The organism is Streptomyces sp. NPDC030995, assembly GCF_055571215.1.
This window is the reverse complement of record NZ_JBVIFS010000018.1, coordinates 107,016-124,796: the sequence shown is the minus strand read 5'-3', so window position 1 is coordinate 124,796 and position 17,781 is coordinate 107,016. Positions and strand designations below refer to the sequence as shown.

The 17,781-nt window shown below is 69.8% G+C and carries 17 protein-coding genes and 2 pseudogenes; 9 read left to right on the top strand and 10 right to left on the bottom strand.

The annotated features are described in order from the left end of the window. Window positions 1-152 precede the first annotated feature (152 nt). The 4 genes from ACZ45T_RS25345 to ACZ45T_RS25330 form a co-directional block, all read right to left on the bottom strand. Window positions 153-410 carry an acyl carrier protein gene (locus ACZ45T_RS25345; RefSeq protein ID WP_468444986.1) on the bottom strand — a complete coding sequence of 86 codons (258 nt, stop codon included), beginning with the start codon at window positions 408-410 and terminating at the stop codon, window positions 153-155. Window positions 411-457: 47 nt separating this feature from the next. Next, window positions 458-1,672: a ketosynthase chain-length factor gene (locus tag ACZ45T_RS25340; RefSeq protein WP_468444984.1), complete on the bottom strand. Its 1,215-nt coding sequence runs from the start codon at window positions 1,670-1,672 to the stop codon at window positions 458-460. Beyond that, complete coding sequence (locus ACZ45T_RS25335) at window positions 1,669-2,940, bottom strand: beta-ketoacyl-[acyl-carrier-protein] synthase family protein (RefSeq protein WP_468444982.1); 1,272 nt, start codon at window positions 2,938-2,940, stop codon at window positions 1,669-1,671. The genes ACZ45T_RS25340 and ACZ45T_RS25335 overlap by 4 nt, the downstream gene beginning before the upstream one ends. Window positions 2,941-3,095: 155 nt before the next feature. After that, complete coding sequence (locus ACZ45T_RS25330) at window positions 3,096-4,259, bottom strand: sensor histidine kinase (protein WP_468444980.1); 1,164 nt, start codon at window positions 4,257-4,259, stop codon at window positions 3,096-3,098. A 380-nt stretch (window positions 4,260-4,639) separates the two neighbouring features. Here ACZ45T_RS25330 and ACZ45T_RS25325 point away from each other — a divergent pair, with 380 nt between their 5' ends. Continuing rightward, the gene (locus ACZ45T_RS25325; protein WP_468444978.1) at window positions 4,640-5,437 is read left to right on the top strand and encodes an AfsR/SARP family transcriptional regulator; all 798 of its coding nucleotides are present in this window, start codon (window positions 4,640-4,642) and stop codon (window positions 5,435-5,437) included. Between the two features lie 127 nt (window positions 5,438-5,564). On the opposite strand, the gene ACZ45T_RS25320 is transcribed toward ACZ45T_RS25325, so the two are convergent. The 3 genes from ACZ45T_RS25320 to ACZ45T_RS25310 form a co-directional block, all read right to left on the bottom strand. Next, window positions 5,565-7,487 (bottom strand): copper resistance CopC/CopD family protein, encoded by a 1,923-nt coding sequence (locus tag ACZ45T_RS25320; RefSeq protein WP_468444976.1) that lies wholly within the window; start codon window positions 7,485-7,487, stop codon window positions 5,565-5,567. A gap of 313 nt (window positions 7,488-7,800) precedes the next feature. Then, complete coding sequence (locus tag ACZ45T_RS25315; RefSeq protein WP_468444974.1) at window positions 7,801-8,430, bottom strand: class I SAM-dependent methyltransferase; 630 nt, start codon at window positions 8,428-8,430, stop codon at window positions 7,801-7,803. 303 nt (window positions 8,431-8,733) lie between these two features. After that, window positions 8,734-9,123, bottom strand: coding sequence for a hypothetical protein (locus ACZ45T_RS25310; RefSeq protein WP_468444972.1), 390 nt, complete (start codon window positions 9,121-9,123; stop codon window positions 8,734-8,736). Window positions 9,124-9,366: 243 nt separating this feature from the next. Between ACZ45T_RS25310 and ACZ45T_RS25305 the strand changes: the two genes are divergently transcribed. The 3 genes from ACZ45T_RS25305 to ACZ45T_RS25295 all read left to right on the top strand — a co-directional run bounded on the left by ACZ45T_RS25305 (window position 9,367) and on the right by ACZ45T_RS25295 (window position 10,588). Next, window positions 9,367-9,555: a DUF6381 family protein gene (locus ACZ45T_RS25305; protein ID WP_468444970.1), complete on the top strand. Its 189-nt coding sequence runs from the start codon at window positions 9,367-9,369 to the stop codon at window positions 9,553-9,555. Window positions 9,556-9,958: 403 nt separating this feature from the next. After that, window positions 9,959-10,378, top strand: coding sequence for a hypothetical protein (locus ACZ45T_RS25300; RefSeq protein WP_468444968.1), 420 nt, complete (start codon window positions 9,959-9,961; stop codon window positions 10,376-10,378). Window positions 10,379-10,405: 27 nt separating this feature from the next. Then, the gene (locus ACZ45T_RS25295) at window positions 10,406-10,588 is read left to right on the top strand and encodes a hypothetical protein (RefSeq protein ID WP_468444966.1); all 183 of its coding nucleotides are present in this window, start codon (window positions 10,406-10,408) and stop codon (window positions 10,586-10,588) included. Between the two features lie 86 nt (window positions 10,589-10,674). Here ACZ45T_RS25295 and ACZ45T_RS25290 read toward each other — a convergent pair whose 3' ends face one another. Both ACZ45T_RS25290 and ACZ45T_RS25285 read right to left on the bottom strand, forming a co-directional pair. Next, entirely contained in the window at window positions 10,675-10,905 is a 231-nt protein-coding gene (locus ACZ45T_RS25290) for a DUF6479 family protein (RefSeq protein ID WP_468444964.1), read from the bottom strand. A gap of 287 nt (window positions 10,906-11,192) precedes the next feature. After that, entirely contained in the window at window positions 11,193-12,188 is a 996-nt protein-coding gene (locus ACZ45T_RS25285; protein ID WP_468444962.1) for a magnesium and cobalt transport protein CorA, read from the bottom strand. A gap of 133 nt (window positions 12,189-12,321) precedes the next feature. Between ACZ45T_RS25285 and ACZ45T_RS25280 the strand changes: the two genes are divergently transcribed. From ACZ45T_RS25280 to ACZ45T_RS25260, 5 genes and pseudogenes are all read left to right on the top strand, one after another. After that, on the top strand, window positions 12,322-13,083 hold the full coding sequence (locus ACZ45T_RS25280; protein WP_468444960.1) for a DUF1622 domain-containing protein: 762 nt from the start codon (window positions 12,322-12,324) through the stop codon (window positions 13,081-13,083). Next, window positions 12,969-13,541 (top strand): flavodoxin family protein, encoded by a 573-nt coding sequence (locus ACZ45T_RS25275; RefSeq protein ID WP_468444958.1) that lies wholly within the window; start codon window positions 12,969-12,971, stop codon window positions 13,539-13,541. The genes ACZ45T_RS25280 and ACZ45T_RS25275 overlap by 115 nt, the downstream gene beginning before the upstream one ends. Window positions 13,542-13,589: 48 nt before the next feature. Continuing rightward, window positions 13,590-14,162, top strand: a pseudogene (locus tag ACZ45T_RS25270) (SDR family NAD(P)-dependent oxidoreductase); the annotation flags it as partial. A gap of 154 nt (window positions 14,163-14,316) precedes the next feature. Continuing rightward, on the top strand, window positions 14,317-16,551 hold the full coding sequence (locus ACZ45T_RS25265) for a catalase (protein ID WP_468444956.1): 2,235 nt from the start codon (window positions 14,317-14,319) through the stop codon (window positions 16,549-16,551). Between the two features lie 329 nt (window positions 16,552-16,880). After that, window positions 16,881-17,249 carry a PRC-barrel domain-containing protein gene (locus tag ACZ45T_RS25260; RefSeq protein WP_468444954.1) on the top strand — a complete coding sequence of 123 codons (369 nt, stop codon included), beginning with the start codon at window positions 16,881-16,883 and terminating at the stop codon, window positions 17,247-17,249. On the opposite strand, the pseudogene ACZ45T_RS25255 reads toward ACZ45T_RS25260, so the two are convergent. After that, window positions 17,210-17,752, bottom strand: a pseudogene (locus ACZ45T_RS25255) (sigma factor); the annotation flags it as partial. The gene ACZ45T_RS25260 and the pseudogene ACZ45T_RS25255 overlap by 40 nt on opposite strands. Window positions 17,753-17,781: the final 29 nt, after the last annotated feature.

Genomic DNA, 17,781 nt, shown 5'->3' with positions numbered 1-17,781 from the left:
TCACCCGTGTCCCCGCGCCCTTCTCGTGGGCTCTACATCAGCACACCCCCTCCTAGGATACCAACACCCTCTCCCCTGTATTCCCCACTCCTGGGGCGCCCCCAGGCTCCCCCCCCCCCCCCCCCGCTCGCGCGGCGGCCGCGCGTGCGCCCTCACGCCAGGTCGACAAGGAGCCCGTTGACGTACTCCACCAGATGCCGGGGAGTCGTGACGTCCTTGAAGATGTCGTCCGGGAGCGTCACTCCGTACTCCCGCTCGACGCGGCTCTGTGTTTCCAGCAGCGCCAGTGAGTCGTATCCGAGCTCCGTGAAGGAGCGGTCCGCCGCCTCCTCCAGGGAGGCCACGGTCTCGTCCTCCCCCACGCATTCCCGCATGATCTCCTGCAGCTCCGGCAATGTGATCTCCCGCATGGCTGACTCTCCTCAGGGTCGTGGTGAGTTCGGCGCCGAAAGGCACCTCAGGACGCTTCGCGCAGAACGGTCGCGGCGTTGAATCCACCCGCTCCGCGGGCCAGCACCAGAGCGGCGCCCGGCCGCCACGGCCGGGGCTCCCCGGTGACCAGATCGATGTCGTACTCGGGCGCCGCCGGGCCGGCGTCCGCGCTCGGCGGGATGACCTTGTCGCGCAAGGACAGCAGGGCGCAGGCGACGTCGACCGGCGCCGCACCGGAGCTCATGCGTCCGGTCATTGCCTTGGGGACGCTGACGGGCACTGCCCGGGGCCCGAAGACCGCGGTGACGGCCTCGGCCTCCGCCCGGTCGGCCGCCGCGGTGCCCGCCCCGTCGGCGAAGACCACTCCGATGTCCGAGGGGTCCATCCCGCTGTCCGCGAGCGCCTCCTCGATCGCGCGCCGCAGTCCGGGGGCTCCGCCGTGCCGGGGGGCGGGGTCGAACGTCGCCGCGTATCCGGCGATCTCGCCGTACACCCTGGCCCCCCGGTCCCTCGCGCGGCCGGCGTCCTCGACGACGAGGATGGCCCCGCCCTCGCCCGGCACGTAGCCGTCCGCTCCCGGAGCGAAGGGGCGGTAGGCGCCCTTCGGATCGCCGCTGGTGCTCAGGCCACCGCCCGCCATGCGCGCCACCCAGCCGTACGGGTTCAAGGAGCTCTCCACACCGCCGCACAGCACCATCGGGATGCCCTTGCGGATGTTCCGGCGGGCCTGCTCGAACGTGTCGAGGCCCCCCGCCTGGTCGCTGACGAAGACACCCGACGGTCCGCGCATCCCGTGCCGGATCGACAGCTGGCCGGAGTTGACCGCGTAGAACCACGCGAAGGACATGTAGACGCTGACGTGGGCCGGGCCGGAGCTCCACAGCGCGGCCAGCTCGCGCTGCCCGTACTCGAAGCCGCCCGACGCCGCGCTGGTCGCGACACCCATCTCGTGCGTCTCGTACGTCCCGGGCCGCACTCCGGCGTCAGCCAGCGCCCAGTCGGAGACGGCGAGGGTGAGCTGGGTCATCCGGTCGGTCTGCGGGATGAGCCTGCCGGAGACGTGCTCCTCGGGGACGAAGTCGGCGATCTCGCCGGCCAGCGTGGCGGGATACCGGCTCGTGTCGAACCGCCGCAGCGGCCGGATGGCGGACCTGCCCCGCAAGGTCGCCTCCCAGAACGGGCCGAGTCCCAGGCCGTTGGGGGCGGCGACGCCCATTCCGGTCACCACTGCCGCTGTCACGCCGCCCTCTTCCCCGGACGGGCCAGCACCATGGCGCTCTGGAAGCCGCCGAATCCGCTGCCGACGCTGAGGACGGCCGACAGCTTCCGGTCGCGGGCGACGAGCGGCACGTAGTCGAGGTCCAGTTCCGGGTCCTGCTCGTGGAGGTTGGCGGTCGGCGGTACGACGCTCTGCTCCATGGCCAGGGCACAGGCGGCGATCTCGATCGAGCCGATGGCGCCCAGGGAGTGGCCGACCATCGACTTGATGGAGCTCATGGGCGTCCGGTAGGCGTGTGCGCCCAGGCTCGTCTTGACGGCGGCCGTCTCGTGGCGGTCGTTCTGCTTGGTGGCGGTGCCGTGCGCGCTGACGTAGTCGATGTCCTCCGGGTTCAGGCGGCTCTCGTCGAGCGCCGCGGTGATGGCTGCCGCCAGCTCGGCGCCGTCGGGCCGCAGCCCGGTCATGTGGTAGGCGTTGCTCCGGGAGGCGAAGCCGGTGATCTCTGCGTATATGCGGGCGCCGCGCGCGCGGGCGTGCTCCAGTTCCTCCACCACGAGCATCGCGGCGCCCTCGCCGAGCACGAAGCCGTTGCGGGTCCGGTCGAAGGGCCGCAGCGCGTGCTCCGCGTCGTCGTTGCGCGGAGACGTCGCCTTGATCGCGTCGAAGCAGGCCACCGTGATGGGGGTGATCGGGGCGTCGGTGCCCCCGGACACCATCACGTCGACGCGGCCCTCGCGGATCAGGTCGCAGGCATGGCCGAGCGAGTCGAGGCCCGAGGTGCAGCCGGCCGAGACGACCGTGACGGGCCCTTGGGCGTTGACCTCCCAGGCCACCTCGGCGGCGAGCGAACTGGGCACGTAGTAGTCGTGGAGGTGCGGGGTCGCGTAGGCGCCGTCGACGAGCCAGTCCTGCCCGGAGTCGCTGAGGACGACGTACTCCTCCTCCAGCCGGACGGTGCAGCCGACGGCGGTGCCGACGCTCACGCCGACCCGTGCCGGGGTGAGGCCGTCCGCCTCGATGCCGCTGTCGGCGACTGCCTCGCGGGTCGCGACGAGCGCGAACTGCGCGGCGCGGTCGAGCCGGCGGATCTCACGGGCGGAGAGTCCCTGCCCGGCGGGGTTGAAGTCGACCTCGGCCGCGATGCGCGAGCGGAAGGCCGCTGCGTCGAAGGCGGTGATCAGCCTGGTCGCGCTCCGTCCGGCGCTGATCATCTCCCAGAACGCCTTGGCGCCCACCGCGCCCGGCGCGACCACGCCGAGGCCGGTGATCACGACCCTGCGGCCGCTCATCGCTCCCGCCCCGCCGTACTCGTGCTTCTCTGCATCCCCATGGGCCTCTGCTCTCGTGATCGTTGAGGAAAGGACGGACCGAGACTGCGCGCGGGCCCTGGAAGGTCACTCGAAAACCGCAGGAGGTCGCGACCGCCCGCCGTTCGCTCCCGTCCTCACCCGGTCGAAGCACACGCCCTGGTCAGCGGCACCCGGACGGCCAGCTCGAAGGTCCCCTTCTCTGGCGGGGTGGCCGTGAACACACCGCCGATCGCCTCCACCCGGGCCCGGAGGTTGCCGATGCCGCTGCCGCCGCCGGTGTCGGGGGCGCCCAGGACGCCGGGCCGCTCGTCGACGCCGTCGTTCCACAGGACCAGCCAGACGTGGTCGTCCTCCCGCCAGGCGTCGATCCGGCAGGTCTTCGCCCTGCTGTGCCGCAGCATGTTGGTCACTCCCTCGCGCAGTACGGTGGCGAGCAACACGTCGATGCAAGACGGCGGCTGGCCGGCCTCCACATGGCTCTCCAGCCGGATGCCGAGGGCGACGAGGAGGGACTCCATCGTCTGCAGTTCGGTCGCGAGTGACATCACGACATGCCCGCGGGCCATCGCGCGGACGTCGGCCATGGCCCGGCGGGAGGCATGCAGGACGTCGCGCACCTCCTCCCGGGCGCGTTCGTGCTCCTCCGGTATCAGCCGGTAGGCGAGCTCCCCCTTGACCGTGATCGTGGAGAGGCTGTAGCCGAGCAGGTCGTGCAGGTCCCGGGAGACACGTAACCGCTCGTGTTCCACTGCCAGTTCGGCCAGCTCGACGCGTGCCGCGTGCGCCTCGCGGACCAGGCCGGTCAGCCGTGCCATGCACAACAGCATGGCGCAGGTGAGCACCGTGGCCCCGGTGGTGTAGACGACGTCGCCCAGTCCGTGGCCGAGCACGACGAGGGCCAGGTCGGCAGCCAGGACGGCGAGGAGGAAGAGCGACCAGCCCAAGGCCGGTTTCAGATGCAGCAGGATCGATCCGGCGAGGAAGCCCGGCATGCCGAGCCATGCCTCGTGGAGGAAGAGGAAGGGGACAAAGGTCAAGGCGGCCTGGGCACCGAGCACCAGGACGATCCACCGGCGCCCGGCCGGCCGCAGCACCGGGAAGGTGCTGCAGAACTGGAGCACCAGGAGCAGAGCGAGCAGGAGCAGGTCCGCGCCGATTTCGAAGCGCGAGGGGCTGGTCCGCAGGACGAGGGTGACGGCGACTGCGAAATGGCCCAGCAGAATGATCCCGGTGATGGACACGGCGATGCGCGAAGCCAGCTCGTGCGCCTCCGCCGTCAGCGATCTCGGTACGCTCATAACCCTGCGGCCCCCCACCTCGTGTGCGTGTTGTGTGGCTGATGTCGACATGCGCCGGGGAGCTCCATGGTCAGCGGCGAGGCGGCGAGGTCTTTCAAAGCAACTCCTGTGCCGTGGGGGGCAGATGTCAAGCAGCGGGACGCCGCCGACTTGAGTCTCCCTCGGATCCGGCCGTCCGCAACAGTGCGCTGGGCCTCCCCACTCCCTGTGAGAAATTCACGGATCCGTTCGGCGGATTCCCCGGGAGCGCCCGGTACGCCGGCACTGGTGGAAACCTCGAGGCCGGGTGGAGGCTCGGTACGGGCGCCGGCCGTGAACGGCTCGCCGTCGCCCCGACCACGACTCACGAGCGCCGACGACCACCTACCGGACGGAGTCCCATGAAGTTCAGCCTGCTCGGCCCCTTCGAGATCCTGAGTGACGACGGAAGGCCGTTCGCCCTTCACTCCCCCAAGGTTCGGCAGGTGTTGGCCCTGCTGCTCGCACAGCCCCACGCGGTGGTCCCGGTCGAGACACTGATGAGTGAACTGTGGGGGGAGCATCCCCCACGAAGTGCTCTGACGACGCTGCAGACGTACGTCTACCACGCACGCAAGGCGTTCGGCCACGAGAGCATCGCGCCGGGTCGCGACCTGCTGGTCACCTCACCGCCCGGCTACCGCATGGACGTCCACGATCACGAGGTGGACAGCATCGTCTTCGAGGACCTCGTCAACCAGGTCAGGACGAACCTGCGCAACGGCAACGACGAGGCGGCGGCCCGTCAGCTGCAGCAGGCGCTGGGGATGTGCCGCGGTAGGGTGCTCGCCAACATCGAGGTCGGCCAAGTGCTGTCGGCCCATGTCGCCTACCTGGAGGAACTGCGCCTCCGGGCGACGGAGTTGTCGATCGAGACGGACATCCGACTGGGCCGGTACCGGGAACTCGTGCCCACCTTGCGCGCGTTGGTCAAGGAGCACCAGCTCAACGAGTGGTTCCACGGCCAGCTGATCTCGATCCTCACCGTCTCGGGCCGGCGGGCCGAAGCTCTGAAGGCGTATCAGGACCTGCGGCGGATCCTCGACGACGAGCTGGGCCTTGAGCCCTCGGACGAACTCCAGCGGCTCCAGCACGCAGTGCTCAACTCGTCGGGGCCCGACATGCTGGACCTGATGCGGCCCCAGTGCGTGCACTCCTGAGGTGGTCGGCGGCGGGGTCAGGGATCCTTATGGAGTGGGCCGGTGGCCGTACGGGTTCCGTTGCGGGGTGGGTGCCGGGCTGCCGGCGCTTCCGGGACGGCATGGGCAGGCTCTGTTGCCGCGATGGCTACGTGATGCGGATGGTCTCGCGCACGGTGACCTGGTCGATGTCGGTGGTGCGTACCGTGAGGCTCAGTGTCCACTCGCCGGGCATGGGAAGCCGCAGGTCGTAGGTGGCCCAGTACCCCTTCTGATTCTTGAGCTTGGCGTCCAGCGGGCCGATTCCGAGGTCGTCCTGGGTGAGGGTGAGGCGGAGTTCGGGGACTGTGGCGAGGCCGCCGTCCGCGGTGTACACGACGGCTTCGACCGTGTTCTCGCCGACGCGTCCCGGCGCCAGCGTGATCTGTACCGTGCCGTGCTGGTCGGCCGTACCCATGTCGAACGGGACCGTGACCACCTTCGCCTGCTCCTGCGTGGCGGCCGCCGGGGCCCCGTCGGCGGCGGCGCGGCTGGGCTGGGTGCCGGTGAGCAAGGTCGTGATCGCCAGAACCACGACACCGATCGCGGCCTCGACGGCCACCATGCGTCGCAGGCTGCGCCGGTATCTGTCGGCCTTGAAGACGGGTGGCTCGGTATCGTCGCCCGGCTCACCCCCGGCAGTCGCACCGGACGTGCCGCTGGGTTCCGTTGCCTGTGGAGAAGCAGGCGCGCCCACCGTCTGTACGACCCTCACCCGCTCGGACTCGGGCACCGTCAGCGTCTCCGCTGCCGGCCGCGCCTCCTCAACGAGGCGGGCGGTCCAACGGCGGGAGAAGGACGCCGCCCACAGCACGAGAACCACGGCGGCGATCTTCACGGCGAGGGTCTTGCCGTACGACGTGGTGGCCAGCGCCTCCCACGAGCCGACCTGCCGCCAGGACTGGTACGCCCCCGTGCCGACCAGCACGGCAACGGCGGTGAAGGCCAGTGTCGAGAAGCGGGCGATCGCGGATGCCGGGACGTCACGGCTGCCGGGCCCTCTGCGCCGAAGGAGGATCACCAGCGTGATCAGGCCGCCCAGCCAGACACCCATGGCCAGCAGGTGCAGCACAGCGACGGGAATGGCCAGCGGCACCTGGATGCCGGCGGAGGCGTGTTCCGCGGAGGCCCAGGTGAGCGCCAGGGCCAGGGCAAGCACCGCCCCGGCCAGGCGGGCACGGGCAAGGGCGCGGGCACGGGCGCGGGCACCGTGGTCCCTCGGCGTCGTTTCGTCATCGCGGCGGTCGAGTCGTACGGCCCACCACCTCAGCAACACGGCGGCAACCGCGAGCAGTACGAGCCGTGAGAGCAGTGCTACCCCGGGCCTCCCGGTGGCGGTTCGCCCCAGCTGGGACAGGTCGAACGCCGAGGTCAGCGGGCCGGCCGTCTCGTACGGGCCGCGCAGCAGCAACAGGGCCACGGTGGACGCCACCAGTGCCGCCCACCCGACCACCAGCAGTCTGCGCACCGCGCGAACCTCGCCTGCGGCGTGCCAGCACACGAGGACGAACGCGGCAGCTCCGACGAGGAGAGCCAGCCCGCTGTAGGCGACGTAGCGAAAGAAGCCGTGCAGACGGCTGGCTGCCGTGTCGTCAAGTGAGCCGGTCTCCACCACGGCTGCCGTGTCGGACGGCTTGCCGATGGAGAAGATCAACGCGCCGGAGATCGGGTGACCATCGGCGGAGACGACGCGCCAGGCCACCGTGTAGGTGCCCTGGGGCAGCTTGTCGGACAGCTCTACCCGCGCCGTGTTCTCCTTGCCGTCCGCATGCTGCGCCGGGCGCGGGTTCGCACGCTCGTTGTCCGGCGACAGCACTCTGAGCGAGTCGTCCGAGAAGCTGACCGACTCGGTGAAGGTGAGCGTGACCTGCTTCGGAGCCGTCTCGAGTACGGCGCCGTCGGGAGGGTCGGAGCCGCTGAGGCCGGCGTGCGCGAAGGCCGGGCCCGCACCACCGAGGATCAGGGCGAGTATGGCGGCGACCAGCGCCAGGACGGTCAGTGACGTCCTCGCGGGAGGCGATCCAGTGTGCATGAAGAGGCAGTCTCCGAAATGGCGGTCGTCAGCGGCGGCGCCGCCGCCCGGGACTCGGTCGTGCGGAGCAACAGGCGTACGGCATGGCTCACTTGGGGCGACAGGACGGACTCTGGCAGGGCTGGAGGTCATGGCGAGATGTGGACGATAGTGCTGCCGGCCTCAGGACCGAGCCGGTTGAGCAACTTCGGCAAAAAGGCGGCGCAGAAGCCTCGGCTCGGGGCGCGTTCCTGTATGGGGCGGGAGGGGCGGGCTGATCCGGTCCGGGTTTCCTTGGATCCGGCTCAGGAGCCACATACAGACGGGGCACGCTCTATTGGCGGCGGGCCAGCAAGTGGGCGTCGAGGAAACCCCGTTCGGAGGCCGGGTCGTGGAGCAGCCGGGCGAACGGGGCCAGCCCGGCCCCGGTCAGCAACTCGGCGAACCGGTCCACCGGCCAGCTGTAGGCGGGCGTCACCTTGTGGTCGAAGCGGACCGGCTCCGGTCCGTCGGTCCCGAAGAACGAGACCAGGAGCAGACCCCCTGGTGCCAGGACACGCACCTGCTCGGCGAGCAGCGCGGGCAGTTCCCCGGGCGGGGTATGGATCACCGAGTAGTGGGCCAGCACGCCACCGAGCGCGCCGTCCTCCACCGGCAGGGCCTCCATCCGCGCCTCGTCGAACCGCAGCGCCGGATGGGCTCGCCGGGCGTGGTCGACCATGGCCGGAGAGAGATCGAGCCCGAAGGCGTCCAGCCCCAGGTCGTGCAGCATGGCCGTCAGATGTCCGGGCCCGCACCCGACGTCGGCTGCCCGCAGGATCCCCGTCCCGCGCACCAGCTCGGCGAAGGTGCCGATCATGGCACGCGCGAACGGCTGCGTCTCCAGACGATCGGCGAACATCGACGCATACAGTTCGACGATCCCGTCGTAGGCCGCCCTGGTCTCGTCCTGGTGCTCCGCCACGGGAGAGAAGCTAACATCCGGGATTGACTGTCCCGTCACGTAGCTCGGGCCACATGGCGGTAACCCGATGACGGCGTCCAAGTACCGCTGCACCGGCTCGAAGAGCCCGTACGGGATGTACCCCGGAAGCTCTGCAAGGGTCACCCAGGCAACCTCGGCCATCTCAGCCGGGGCGGCGGCACGTGCGGAACCAGCCACAACATCGCATGCGGCGTACGACATCAGGCGTCCGGCGAGAGGTTCCCCTCCGCCACTCGACGCCGCACCAGAAAAGACCGCACGCCCAGGCTGCGCTACCCGCCGCTACCCGCCGCTGCGCTTGCCGGGCGGGTCCTGGGGGTCCACGCCCGTCGAGGCGGAAGCATCCTTCGTTCCGCTGGGACGCTGCGACCGGCCCCTGGGGCCCAGGTCGTGCATGCCCTTCTCCCCAGAGCCCTTGCTCTGGTCCTCCCCGCGTGTGCCCCTGCTCTTCACCGGTTTGCCGTGGGGGTTTCCGGCCTCTTCCTTGGAAACCGTCCGGCCGGGCCCCTTGTCCGGGGCGTACTGGTCCGGGTGGAAGGAACGGTGGGCGCTCGGGTTGTCCTGCTGACGGGTCTCGTCCACGTCCGGCGACCAGCCGTGCTGCTTGGTGCCCTCGTAGCGACTCGGACCCTTGCCGTGGGTGGGCTGGGACGGCTTCGGCTGCTTCGTCATGGCCTGGCCTGCTGTCTGTCTCGGGATGGGCGCACAGGTACGAGCGCCCTCTACCGATGGTCCTGCCATCGTCCCACCGTTCGCCCGAGTGGTCGCGTCGGCTCCGGAGGCCTCAAGTGCGTTACTCGAGTCTGGGCACGGCCTTCGGGTCGCCAGAACGTGCCGGACCGGAAGGCTGCGGTGGCGCGTCAGCCCTCCCGCTGTTTGCCTGGGGAGACTTGCACCCCGACCCGAGGAGTGATCATGAGCGGCGACAGCAGGCCGAGCGAGCGTGCCCAGCAGATGCGCGACAAGGCTCAAGAGCTGGAGCAGGCGGCACAGCACGCCACCGATCCGGCAGAGCGGCAGCGGCTGAAGGACAGGGCCATGCGCATCCGGGAAAAGACCGAGCAGGAGTACGGCAGGGGCAGCGGAACCATGGACCCCATGTAGACCAAGCCCACGGGCGATCTGCTCCTGTCCGGAGGCGGGCAGGTCGGGCGGCGGCCGCCCCGTCGAAGAGGGGCCCGGCGCGAGGGCCTGACCGCGCCCGGCACCCCGACGTGGATGTGGCAGCCGCGCACCATCCCATCGTGCGAACCGACCGAGGAGTGCCACGGGCGGCCATCCACCCGTAACGCTCTCCCTGGGTCACGGTCGGCGGACTCCCCTGTGGGATCCGGCCGCCGACGGCGTCACCGGCCGCTCCCAGGATCCAGAGAGCGGCCCCGATGACGAGGAGAATGACGCCGAGGACAAGCATGACGTCCTCCGTATTGGCTTGACGGTTCACCACCGGGGTAGGCGCCAGCCGTGTCCGGCCGCAATTCCGGGCGCGGATCCAAGGAGAAGTTCCATGATTCTCATCCTCGGTCTCATCATTCTGATCGCCGCTATCGTTGTCGGCTTGGCCGGAATATTCGGCAATACCGGTGCGGGGCACGATCTCGGCGTCGGCGGCGATTTCTCGATTTTCGGCTACCACGCAACTGGTTCGACCGGATCTCTCTTTCTGAGCGGGATCATCGTGGGAGCCGTAGCCCTCTTGGGCTTGACTCTGGTCATGATGGGCGCCCGCCGTTCGGCCCGTCGCTCGGCGCAGGCCCGACGGGAACTCGGCACATCACGCCATGAAGCCGCCGCCGTCGACCGCGAGCACGAGCGCGACGATCTGATCGAGCAACGTGACGACGCCCGCGCCGACACCGGTGCTCCAGTGGCGGACGCCCCCCGCAGGCGAGGCCACTGGTTCGGCCACCGAGCCGCGCCCCGCTGAAAACAGCGCTGCCCTGGGGGGACGCCAGTGTCCGGAGTCGTCGAGGCGGACTCGGGTCTGATCCGGCTCCTCGTGCAGGCGCATCACCGGCTCCCCAGGTTCACGGTGGCGGGCCCTCTTCCGCCTCAGCTGCGCCGATTCCTGGAGCTCAGCGGCGCGGCGGGGAGCCTGCGCATCACGCCGGACGTCGAAGCGGCGCGCCGGGTCTGAGGGCGACGCCCCGCTCGCCGTGGCCGGGGGCCCGTCCGCACCTCACAGCCCCCGCAGGGGCGACTGCCGGATCGCACCGGGCAGGCTCACGCGCGGGGCCCTTGGCCACTGTCGTTGTCGTCCGGCGTCTGCCAGGAGTCCTCGCGCCGCTGTGCCGCGGGATTCTGCTCGGCCGACCGGGCAGGGGCCAGGCGCCGCGCGCTACGTCGGCTGCCGTACCAGAAGGCACCGATCAACAGGGCGACCAGCACGACGCCGGCGACCAGGAGGAAGAGTGCTCCTTGGCCTTCGGCCGCAAGAATTTCAGTAGGCATCATGGCTGGCGTCTACCCGCATTCTGCGGGCTTACGAGAAATCCCCGTAATGCCGCTCTCCAGGAGCGTGCGGGCAGGTCCGAAAGCTGATCCGGCGCCCGCTCCTCGCCCAGATCGCTCGGGCCGGCGACGGCGTTCCGCTCGGTGTCGGCACGCTCACGGTCGCTGCCACGGCCTCGGTTCGGTCGGGGCGTCATACGCAGCGGCTTTCCACCACAGCGCCACTCATGCCCGTACATCACTCGGAAACGGATTTCCTCGCGCGGCGCGCGGCTCCCGGATCCGGATCTCTACAGCCAGCCGTTGCGGCGGAATGAACGGTAGAGGAGGCCTGACGCCACCGCCATGACGCCGACGGCGAGTGGGTAGCCGTAGCTCCAGCCGAGCTCCGGCATGTGCTCGAAGTTCATTCCGTAGACACCGGCGACCATGGTGGGGACCGCGAAAATCGCCGCCCAGGCCGAGATGCGCCGCATGTCGTCGTTCTGCCAGGTGCCCACCCGGGCCTGCTGGGCATCGAGAACCGAATTCAGCAGCTCATCGAGAGTCCGTACCTCGGTGTCGGTGCGGTGCAGGTGATCGGCCACGTCGCGGAAGTAGGGCAGGACCTTCGCCCGATGCTCGTCCTCGGCCAGGCCGCTCAGCAGGCCGGGTAGGACCGGGACCAGTGGTTGCACGGCGTCCCGGAACTCGCGAACCTCTCGCTTCAGCGAGTAGATGTCCTCGGTGTGGTCGACGCGAGAGGACGAGAAGACGTGGTCCTCCAGCCGGTCGAGTGCGGTGCGCACTGTCTCCGCGGCCTCGCCGTAGGCGTCGACGACGACGTCCAGGACGGCGTGCAGAACCGACAGGGGGCCGAAGCGCAGCATCGACGGGTCGGCTTCCAGCCGGCGGGCCGCCTCGGCTGCCGGATCCACCTCGCCGTGTCGGACGGTGAGTACGAAGCGGGGGCCGACGAAGAGCATCAACTCGCCGGTCTCCACCGCCGTTTCCTCCTCGACGTACCAGAGGGTCTTCAGCGCGACGGCCAGTACGTCACCGAAGCGCTCTCTCTTCGGCCGCTGGCGCGCCTGAACCGCGTCCTCGACGGCCAGGGGGTGCAGGCCCAGATCCTCGGCCAACTGCACGAGCTCGCCCTCGGCCGGGTCTACCAGACGTACCCAGCCGAATTCGCCGCCTCCCAGCCCGCGCAACCGTTTCAGCACCAGTCGGCAGGCCTCGTCGTCAAGGCCGCACTCGACCGTCTCCGAGCGGCCCGACCGCTCCTCGTACACCACGCATTCCATACGCCACGCATGCCTCGGAACCCTGATTTCATGCGCCCCTGCGGGCCGCGCGCGGTCATGCTTCCAGCTTCGACGTCTCCTCTCCGGGCCAGGATCCGCCCATGTAACGGCTGCAGGCGGGTATGCGGGCCGAATGACACTGTCAGGGGAAGTTCTGTCCGAGTCTGCGGTGCGGGAGGCGATCGGGTGGCTCGTACATGCCATCGAGGCAGCCGGCGCGCTGATCATTTTCGCGGGCGCCGTCTGGGCGTTCGCGCGATTCGCCACGACCGGAATCCGCAGGCGATCGCTCATCGGTGAGTTCAACAAGATCCGACTCAGCCTCGGCCGCTTCCTCGTCCTCGGCCTGGAATTCCAGCTCGCGGGCGATGTCCTGCGCACAGCGGTCGCGCCCAGCTTCACAGAGATCGGACAGCTGGCAGCCATCGCCGCCATCCGCACCATCCTGAACTTCTTCCTCACCCGGGAGATCGCGCAGGAGCGTGCAGAGATCGAGCGCGACCAGCGCGACCAGAAGGTGCCCGTACCGCGCTCCGCCGACGCCTTGAACCGTCTCGTTTCGGCGTCCCCGCAGCGCCGGCCGCCGGAGAAGGCGGACGCCGTCCCCGCGGTCGAGTGGCAGCACGGAGTGGGCCGTGCCACCCGTACTGCGTCTTCGCGGAATGAGCCAAAGGGGATGAATCGGATCGCTTGCGACATCAAAGAGGGGTATCCGGGTAGCCGGACACCATGGACCCCAACAATCACACCCCGCTCCGCGCTGTCGCGCTCGTCTGCACCTTGTCCCCCTCCCCCGCTCCGTCGAGCTCCCACCTGCTGGCCGAGCAGACCATGGCCGCCCTCTCCGAGCACGGCGTCACCGGGAAGACCATCCGGATCGCCGACCACGACGTGAAGCCTGGTGTGAAAACCGACATGGGCGACGGAGACGCCTGGCCGGAGATCCGGGACACGATCCTGGGCTGCGACATTCTGGTCCTGTCGACGCCGATCTGGCTCGGGCACCCGTCCAGCATCGCCCAGCGGATCCTGGAGCGCCTGGACGCGGAGATCTCCGAGACGGACGACGAGGGCCGCATGCTCACCTACGGCAAGGTCGCCGCGGTCTGTGTCGTCGGCAACGAGGACGGCGCGCACAAGGTCAGCGCCGACCTCTTCCAGGGTCTGAACGACGTCGGCTTCTCCCTCGCCCCGAACGCCGTCACCTACTGGGTCGGCGAAGCCATGCAGGGCACCGACTACCAGGACCTCGACAAGACCCCCGAGAAGACGGCCGGCACGACGGCCACCCTCGCCGCGAACACGGCCCACCTCGCGCGCCGCCTCAAGGCCGCGCCGTACCCGGCGAGCTGACCTGCCGCTTCGCCCCTCCGTACAGCGCATCCCGGACCGGAGAAGTGAATGTCACCCCAGGAAGCACCCCGCGTTCCCGACCCAGTCACCCGCTGCCCTCGCCCGCCGTTCCCTGATCAGCAACAGGGGCATCCCGGCTCGACCGAGGAGATGGATCCTCGGCCGGACCACGGTGAGCGCTCCCATCAGGGCCACGACGTACTCCTCGACCGGGCGGCCCTGGTCACAGGAGGCGATTCCGGGATCGGCCGGGCCGTATGTCTGGCCTTCGCCCGGGAGGGTGCGGACATCGTCTTCACCCATCTGCCCCAAGAGGCGGACGAGGGGGACGAGACCGCGCGCCTGGTCCCCGAGGCAGGACGTAGGGCCCTACCCGTCCCATGCGACATCCGTGACGAAGCCCAGTGCGCATCTCTCATCGACCGGACCGTGGGCGAGCTGGGGCACGTCGACATCCTCGTCAACAACGCCGCGTACCAGATGTCCCAGCCCGACGGGATCGAGGCGATCACCACGGAGCAGTTCGACCGCGTGATGAAGACCAACCTGTACGGGATGTTCTGGCTGACCCGTAAGGCCCTGGCACACATGCCGCGCGGCGGGTCGATCATCAACGCCACCGGAGGTACACCCCTGCCGTGAGCCGTGGCGATCGGTTGCGCGCACCCGATCCGATCCCATCAGCACCTATCGCAGGGGGCGGGAACGAGAGGTCAACGGGCCCCATCGAGGCACCGCCTTACCGCCCCCCTCGGCGGCCCTAAGGAGAACGACCATGACGAAGCGACGACCAGCAACCGACACCGCCAAGAACGAGCTGCCAGGTAAGCCCGGCCCGGAGTCACCGCCTCTGATCGAGCCGACGGAGCCCACGGAACCCCTTCCCCCCAAGCCCGACCAGGACGGACCCGAGACGGTGGGTCCGACCGGGCAGGCGACGGGGGTGGAGCAGGCGCGCGTGGCGCAGAGCGGGGCGTATCTGACGACGGCCCAGGGGACACGTCTGCCCGACAGCGATCACTCCTTGAAGGCCGGAGCGCGCGGTCCGGTCCTCCTACAGGACCACCATCTGCGCGAGAAAATCACCCACTTCGACCACGAGCGGATCCCCGAGCGGGTCGTCCACGCGCGCGGCGCCGCCGCGCACGGCGTCTTCCAGGGCTACGGCACGGCCGGTGAGGTGTCCAAGGCCGCATTTCTCGCCAAGGACGCGGAGACTCCCGTATTCGTACGGTTCTCCACCGTCCTCGGTTCGCGCGGCTCGGCGGACACGGTGCGCGACACCCGTGGCTTCGCCACGAAGTTCTACACGGACGAGGGCACCTTCGACCTGGTCGGGAACAACATCCCGGTGTTCTTCATCCAGGACGCCGTCAAGTTCCCCGACATCATCCACGCCGGCAAGCCCCACCCGGACCGGGAGATCCCGCAAGCGCAGAGCGCCCACGACACGTTCTGGGACTTCGTCTCCCTGCACACCGAGGCCACCCACCACACGCTGTGGAACATGTCCGACCGGGGCATCCCGCGGTCCTACCGGATGATGGAGGGCTTCGGGGTCCACACGTTCCGCCTGGTCAACACGGCCGGTGACACCGCCCTGGTGAAGTTCCACTGGAAGCCGAAGCTGGGCGTGCACTCCCTCGTGTGGGAGGAGGCTCAGATGATCAGCGGGATGGATCCCGACTTCCACCGCCGGGACCTCTTCGACGCCATCGAATCCGGCGCCTTCCCGCAATGGGAGCTGGGTATCCAGGTCTTCCCCGACACCCCGGACCAGACGTTCGAGGGCATCGACCTCCTCGACCCCACCAAGATCGTGCCGGAGGAGCGCTCGCCGGTGCAGCCGATCGGGCTGATGACCCTGAACGCCAACACCAAGAACTACTTCGCCGAGACCGAGCAGGTCGCCTTCCACCCCGGCCACCTCGTCCCGGGCATCGACGTCACCGACGACCCGCTGCTCGCCGGCCGGCTCTTCTCCTACCTCGATACGCAGATCAGCCGACTCGGCGGCCCCAACTTCGGCCAGATCCCCATCAACAGGCCGCACGCCCCCGTCAACGACATGCTCCGCGACGGCATGCACCAGAGCGCCGTGCACACCGGTGTGGCCCCCTACCGGCCCAACAGCCTCGACGGCGGCTGCCCGTTCCTCGCGGGAGCCGACACGAGCGCCTTCATCGAGACACCCGTCACCGTCCCCGAGGCGAGAAAGGTCCGTGAGGCCCCGGCCTCCTTCTCGGACCACTTCACCCAGCCCCGCCTCTTCTGGCTCAGCATGACCCCGCCCGAACGCGAACACATCATCGCCGCCTACACCTTCGAACTGAACAAGTGCTACGAGCAGGCCATCAAGGAACGCACCCTGAAGGTCCTGGCGAACATCGACCCGCAGCTGTGCGAGCAGGTCGCCACGGGCCTCGGACTGCCGGTCCCCGCGGCCACCGTGCCGCTCGTCGCGGCCGACCCCAGCCCCGCCCTCTCCCAACTGGGAGGGACCTGGCCCACCGACGGCCGCGTGATCGGCATCGTCGCCGACTCCGCGGCCGACCTGGAGGGCGTACGGACCGCTCGCCAGGCGATCTCGGCCGCCGGCATGGTGCCCCTCGTCGTCGCCCCGACCGGCGGCACCCTCGACGGCGACGGCGACTCGATCACCATTCAGCGAACCTTCGCCACCGCCCGCTCCGTCGAATTCGACGCCCTCCTGCTTGCCGGCGCACCGGAGGCCGGCGCGGACGCGTATGGTGCCCGCGACGCCAAGGCCGGCACGGCCCGGCCGCCGGAGGCCCCCGACCCGCGCGTACTGCTGCTCGTCACGGAGGCCTACCGGCACGGCAAGGCCATCGGCGGCTGGAACGGCGCAGAGCGGCTCCTCGAGACCGCCGGCATCACAGCAGACGAACCAGGCATCGCCGTCGCGGACAGCGGTACCGCGGTCGTGGACGCACTCGCGACGGCGCTGGGCGGGCACCGATCCTGGGAGCGGTTCCCCGCCGACCTCTGACCAGTGCCGAACCGGCCCGCGCCGGGGCCGGTTCGCCCCGATAGGCCGGAGAAGCGTCAGCGTTCGGCGTAGGCAAGGTCGCCTGTACGAGGCACCCCGCCCGCAGAACAAGAGTGCACTTCAGGCAGTGCATGGCGGTGGCTTGCTCACCTCCACGATCGACGGCCGTCCCGGCCCCACATATCGACCGGGTGCGTGAAGCAGTGAAAGCGGGGCAGGCGAAGTCCAGGCGGAAACGCAGGACCCGCCGCGCATGACGTACGGAACAAGAAGGATCGACGGAGAAGCATTTCCCCGCCGTCCCCAATTGACCGAGGAGTTGTTTTCGCGTGACTGAACATGTGTGGAGTTACCAGCCGACCGCGGGCCACCTGGCCGGTACGGACCTGACCGGCTACAAGGTCGAGGCCACCGACGGCAGCATCGGCAAGGTCGACAAGCACTCCGACGAGGTCGGTGACGCCTACCTGGTCGTGGACACCGGCGTATGGATCTTCGGCAAGGAGGTCCTGCTGCCGGCGAGCACGGTCGTCAGGATCGACCCGGAGGACAAGAAGGTGCTCGTCGACCGCACCAAGGAACAGATCAAGGCCGCCCCCGAGTTCCACCGGGAGAAGCACCTCGGCGACGCCGGCTACCGGGAAGAGCTGGGCACCTACTACGGCCCCGGCGGCCCCTTCGGCGGCCGCCCCGTCTGATCACGTTCCCCGCATGACGACGCCGGTCCCGGCACCCCCTGGGTGCCGGGACCGGCGTCGCTGCCTGTTCGCCACCCAACCCGAACCCCGGGCCGGGGGGTGCTCATCCACGGGCACGACTGCCCACGCGCGGCCGGCTGCCCGGTGCCGACCGATGTCCCCGGGGCGAGTGCGGTGTCCTTCTCCGACAGGTCCAGTGCGTGGCGCAGTACGACGCACGCGCGTTTGCGGAAAGGCGGTCGCGCCAGCGCGCGGCGCACGTCCATGACGGCATCCACGTCGGGGTGCTGCGCGCGGCCCGGGAGGGCCGTCCAGAAGAGGTGGATGCGGCGCCGTTCGCGGGTGAGAGCGCGGATGCGGGCGCGGGCCATGTTGGTGACCACGCCGCGGGCGTACGCCACCGGGTGGTCGGCGTGCTGGACGCGGTCCCAACGGTGCCAGAGCGCCACGAAGGCGTCGGCGGCCAGGTCGTCGGCGGTGTCCGCCTCGCCGGTGCCCGGGCGGGGCAGGCGCGCCCGCGGGCACCGGGACG

Bases quoted from the DNA above. Each gene is read 5' to 3' on its own strand.
- ACZ45T_RS25335 (WP_468444982.1), bottom strand. From the start codon at position 2,940: ATGAGCGGCCGCAGGGTCGTGATCACCGGCCTCGGCGTGGTCGCGCCG.
- ACZ45T_RS25345 (WP_468444986.1), bottom strand. From the start codon at position 410: ATGCGGGAGATCACATTGCCGGAGCTGCAGGAGATCATGCGGGAATGC.
- ACZ45T_RS25325 (WP_468444978.1), top strand. From the start codon at position 4,640: ATGAAGTTCAGCCTGCTCGGCCCCTTCGAGATCCTGAGTGACGACGGA.
- ACZ45T_RS25280 (WP_468444960.1), top strand. From the start codon at position 12,322: ATGACACTGTCAGGGGAAGTTCTGTCCGAGTCTGCGGTGCGGGAGGCG.
- ACZ45T_RS25330 (WP_468444980.1), bottom strand. From the start codon at position 4,259: ATGAGCGTACCGAGATCGCTGACGGCGGAGGCGCACGAGCTGGCTTCG.
- ACZ45T_RS25265 (WP_468444956.1), top strand. From the start codon at position 14,317: ATGACGAAGCGACGACCAGCAACCGACACCGCCAAGAACGAGCTGCCA.
- ACZ45T_RS25305 (WP_468444970.1), top strand. From the start codon at position 9,367: ATGAGCGGCGACAGCAGGCCGAGCGAGCGTGCCCAGCAGATGCGCGAC.
- ACZ45T_RS25285 (WP_468444962.1), bottom strand. From the start codon at position 12,188: ATGGAATGCGTGGTGTACGAGGAGCGGTCGGGCCGCTCGGAGACGGTC.
- ACZ45T_RS25310 (WP_468444972.1), bottom strand. From the start codon at position 9,123: ATGACGAAGCAGCCGAAGCCGTCCCAGCCCACCCACGGCAAGGGTCCG.
- ACZ45T_RS25300 (WP_468444968.1), top strand. From the start codon at position 9,959: ATGATTCTCATCCTCGGTCTCATCATTCTGATCGCCGCTATCGTTGTC.
- ACZ45T_RS25290 (WP_468444964.1), bottom strand. From the start codon at position 10,905: ATGATGCCTACTGAAATTCTTGCGGCCGAAGGCCAAGGAGCACTCTTC.
- ACZ45T_RS25320 (WP_468444976.1), bottom strand. From the start codon at position 7,487: ATGCACACTGGATCGCCTCCCGCGAGGACGTCACTGACCGTCCTGGCG.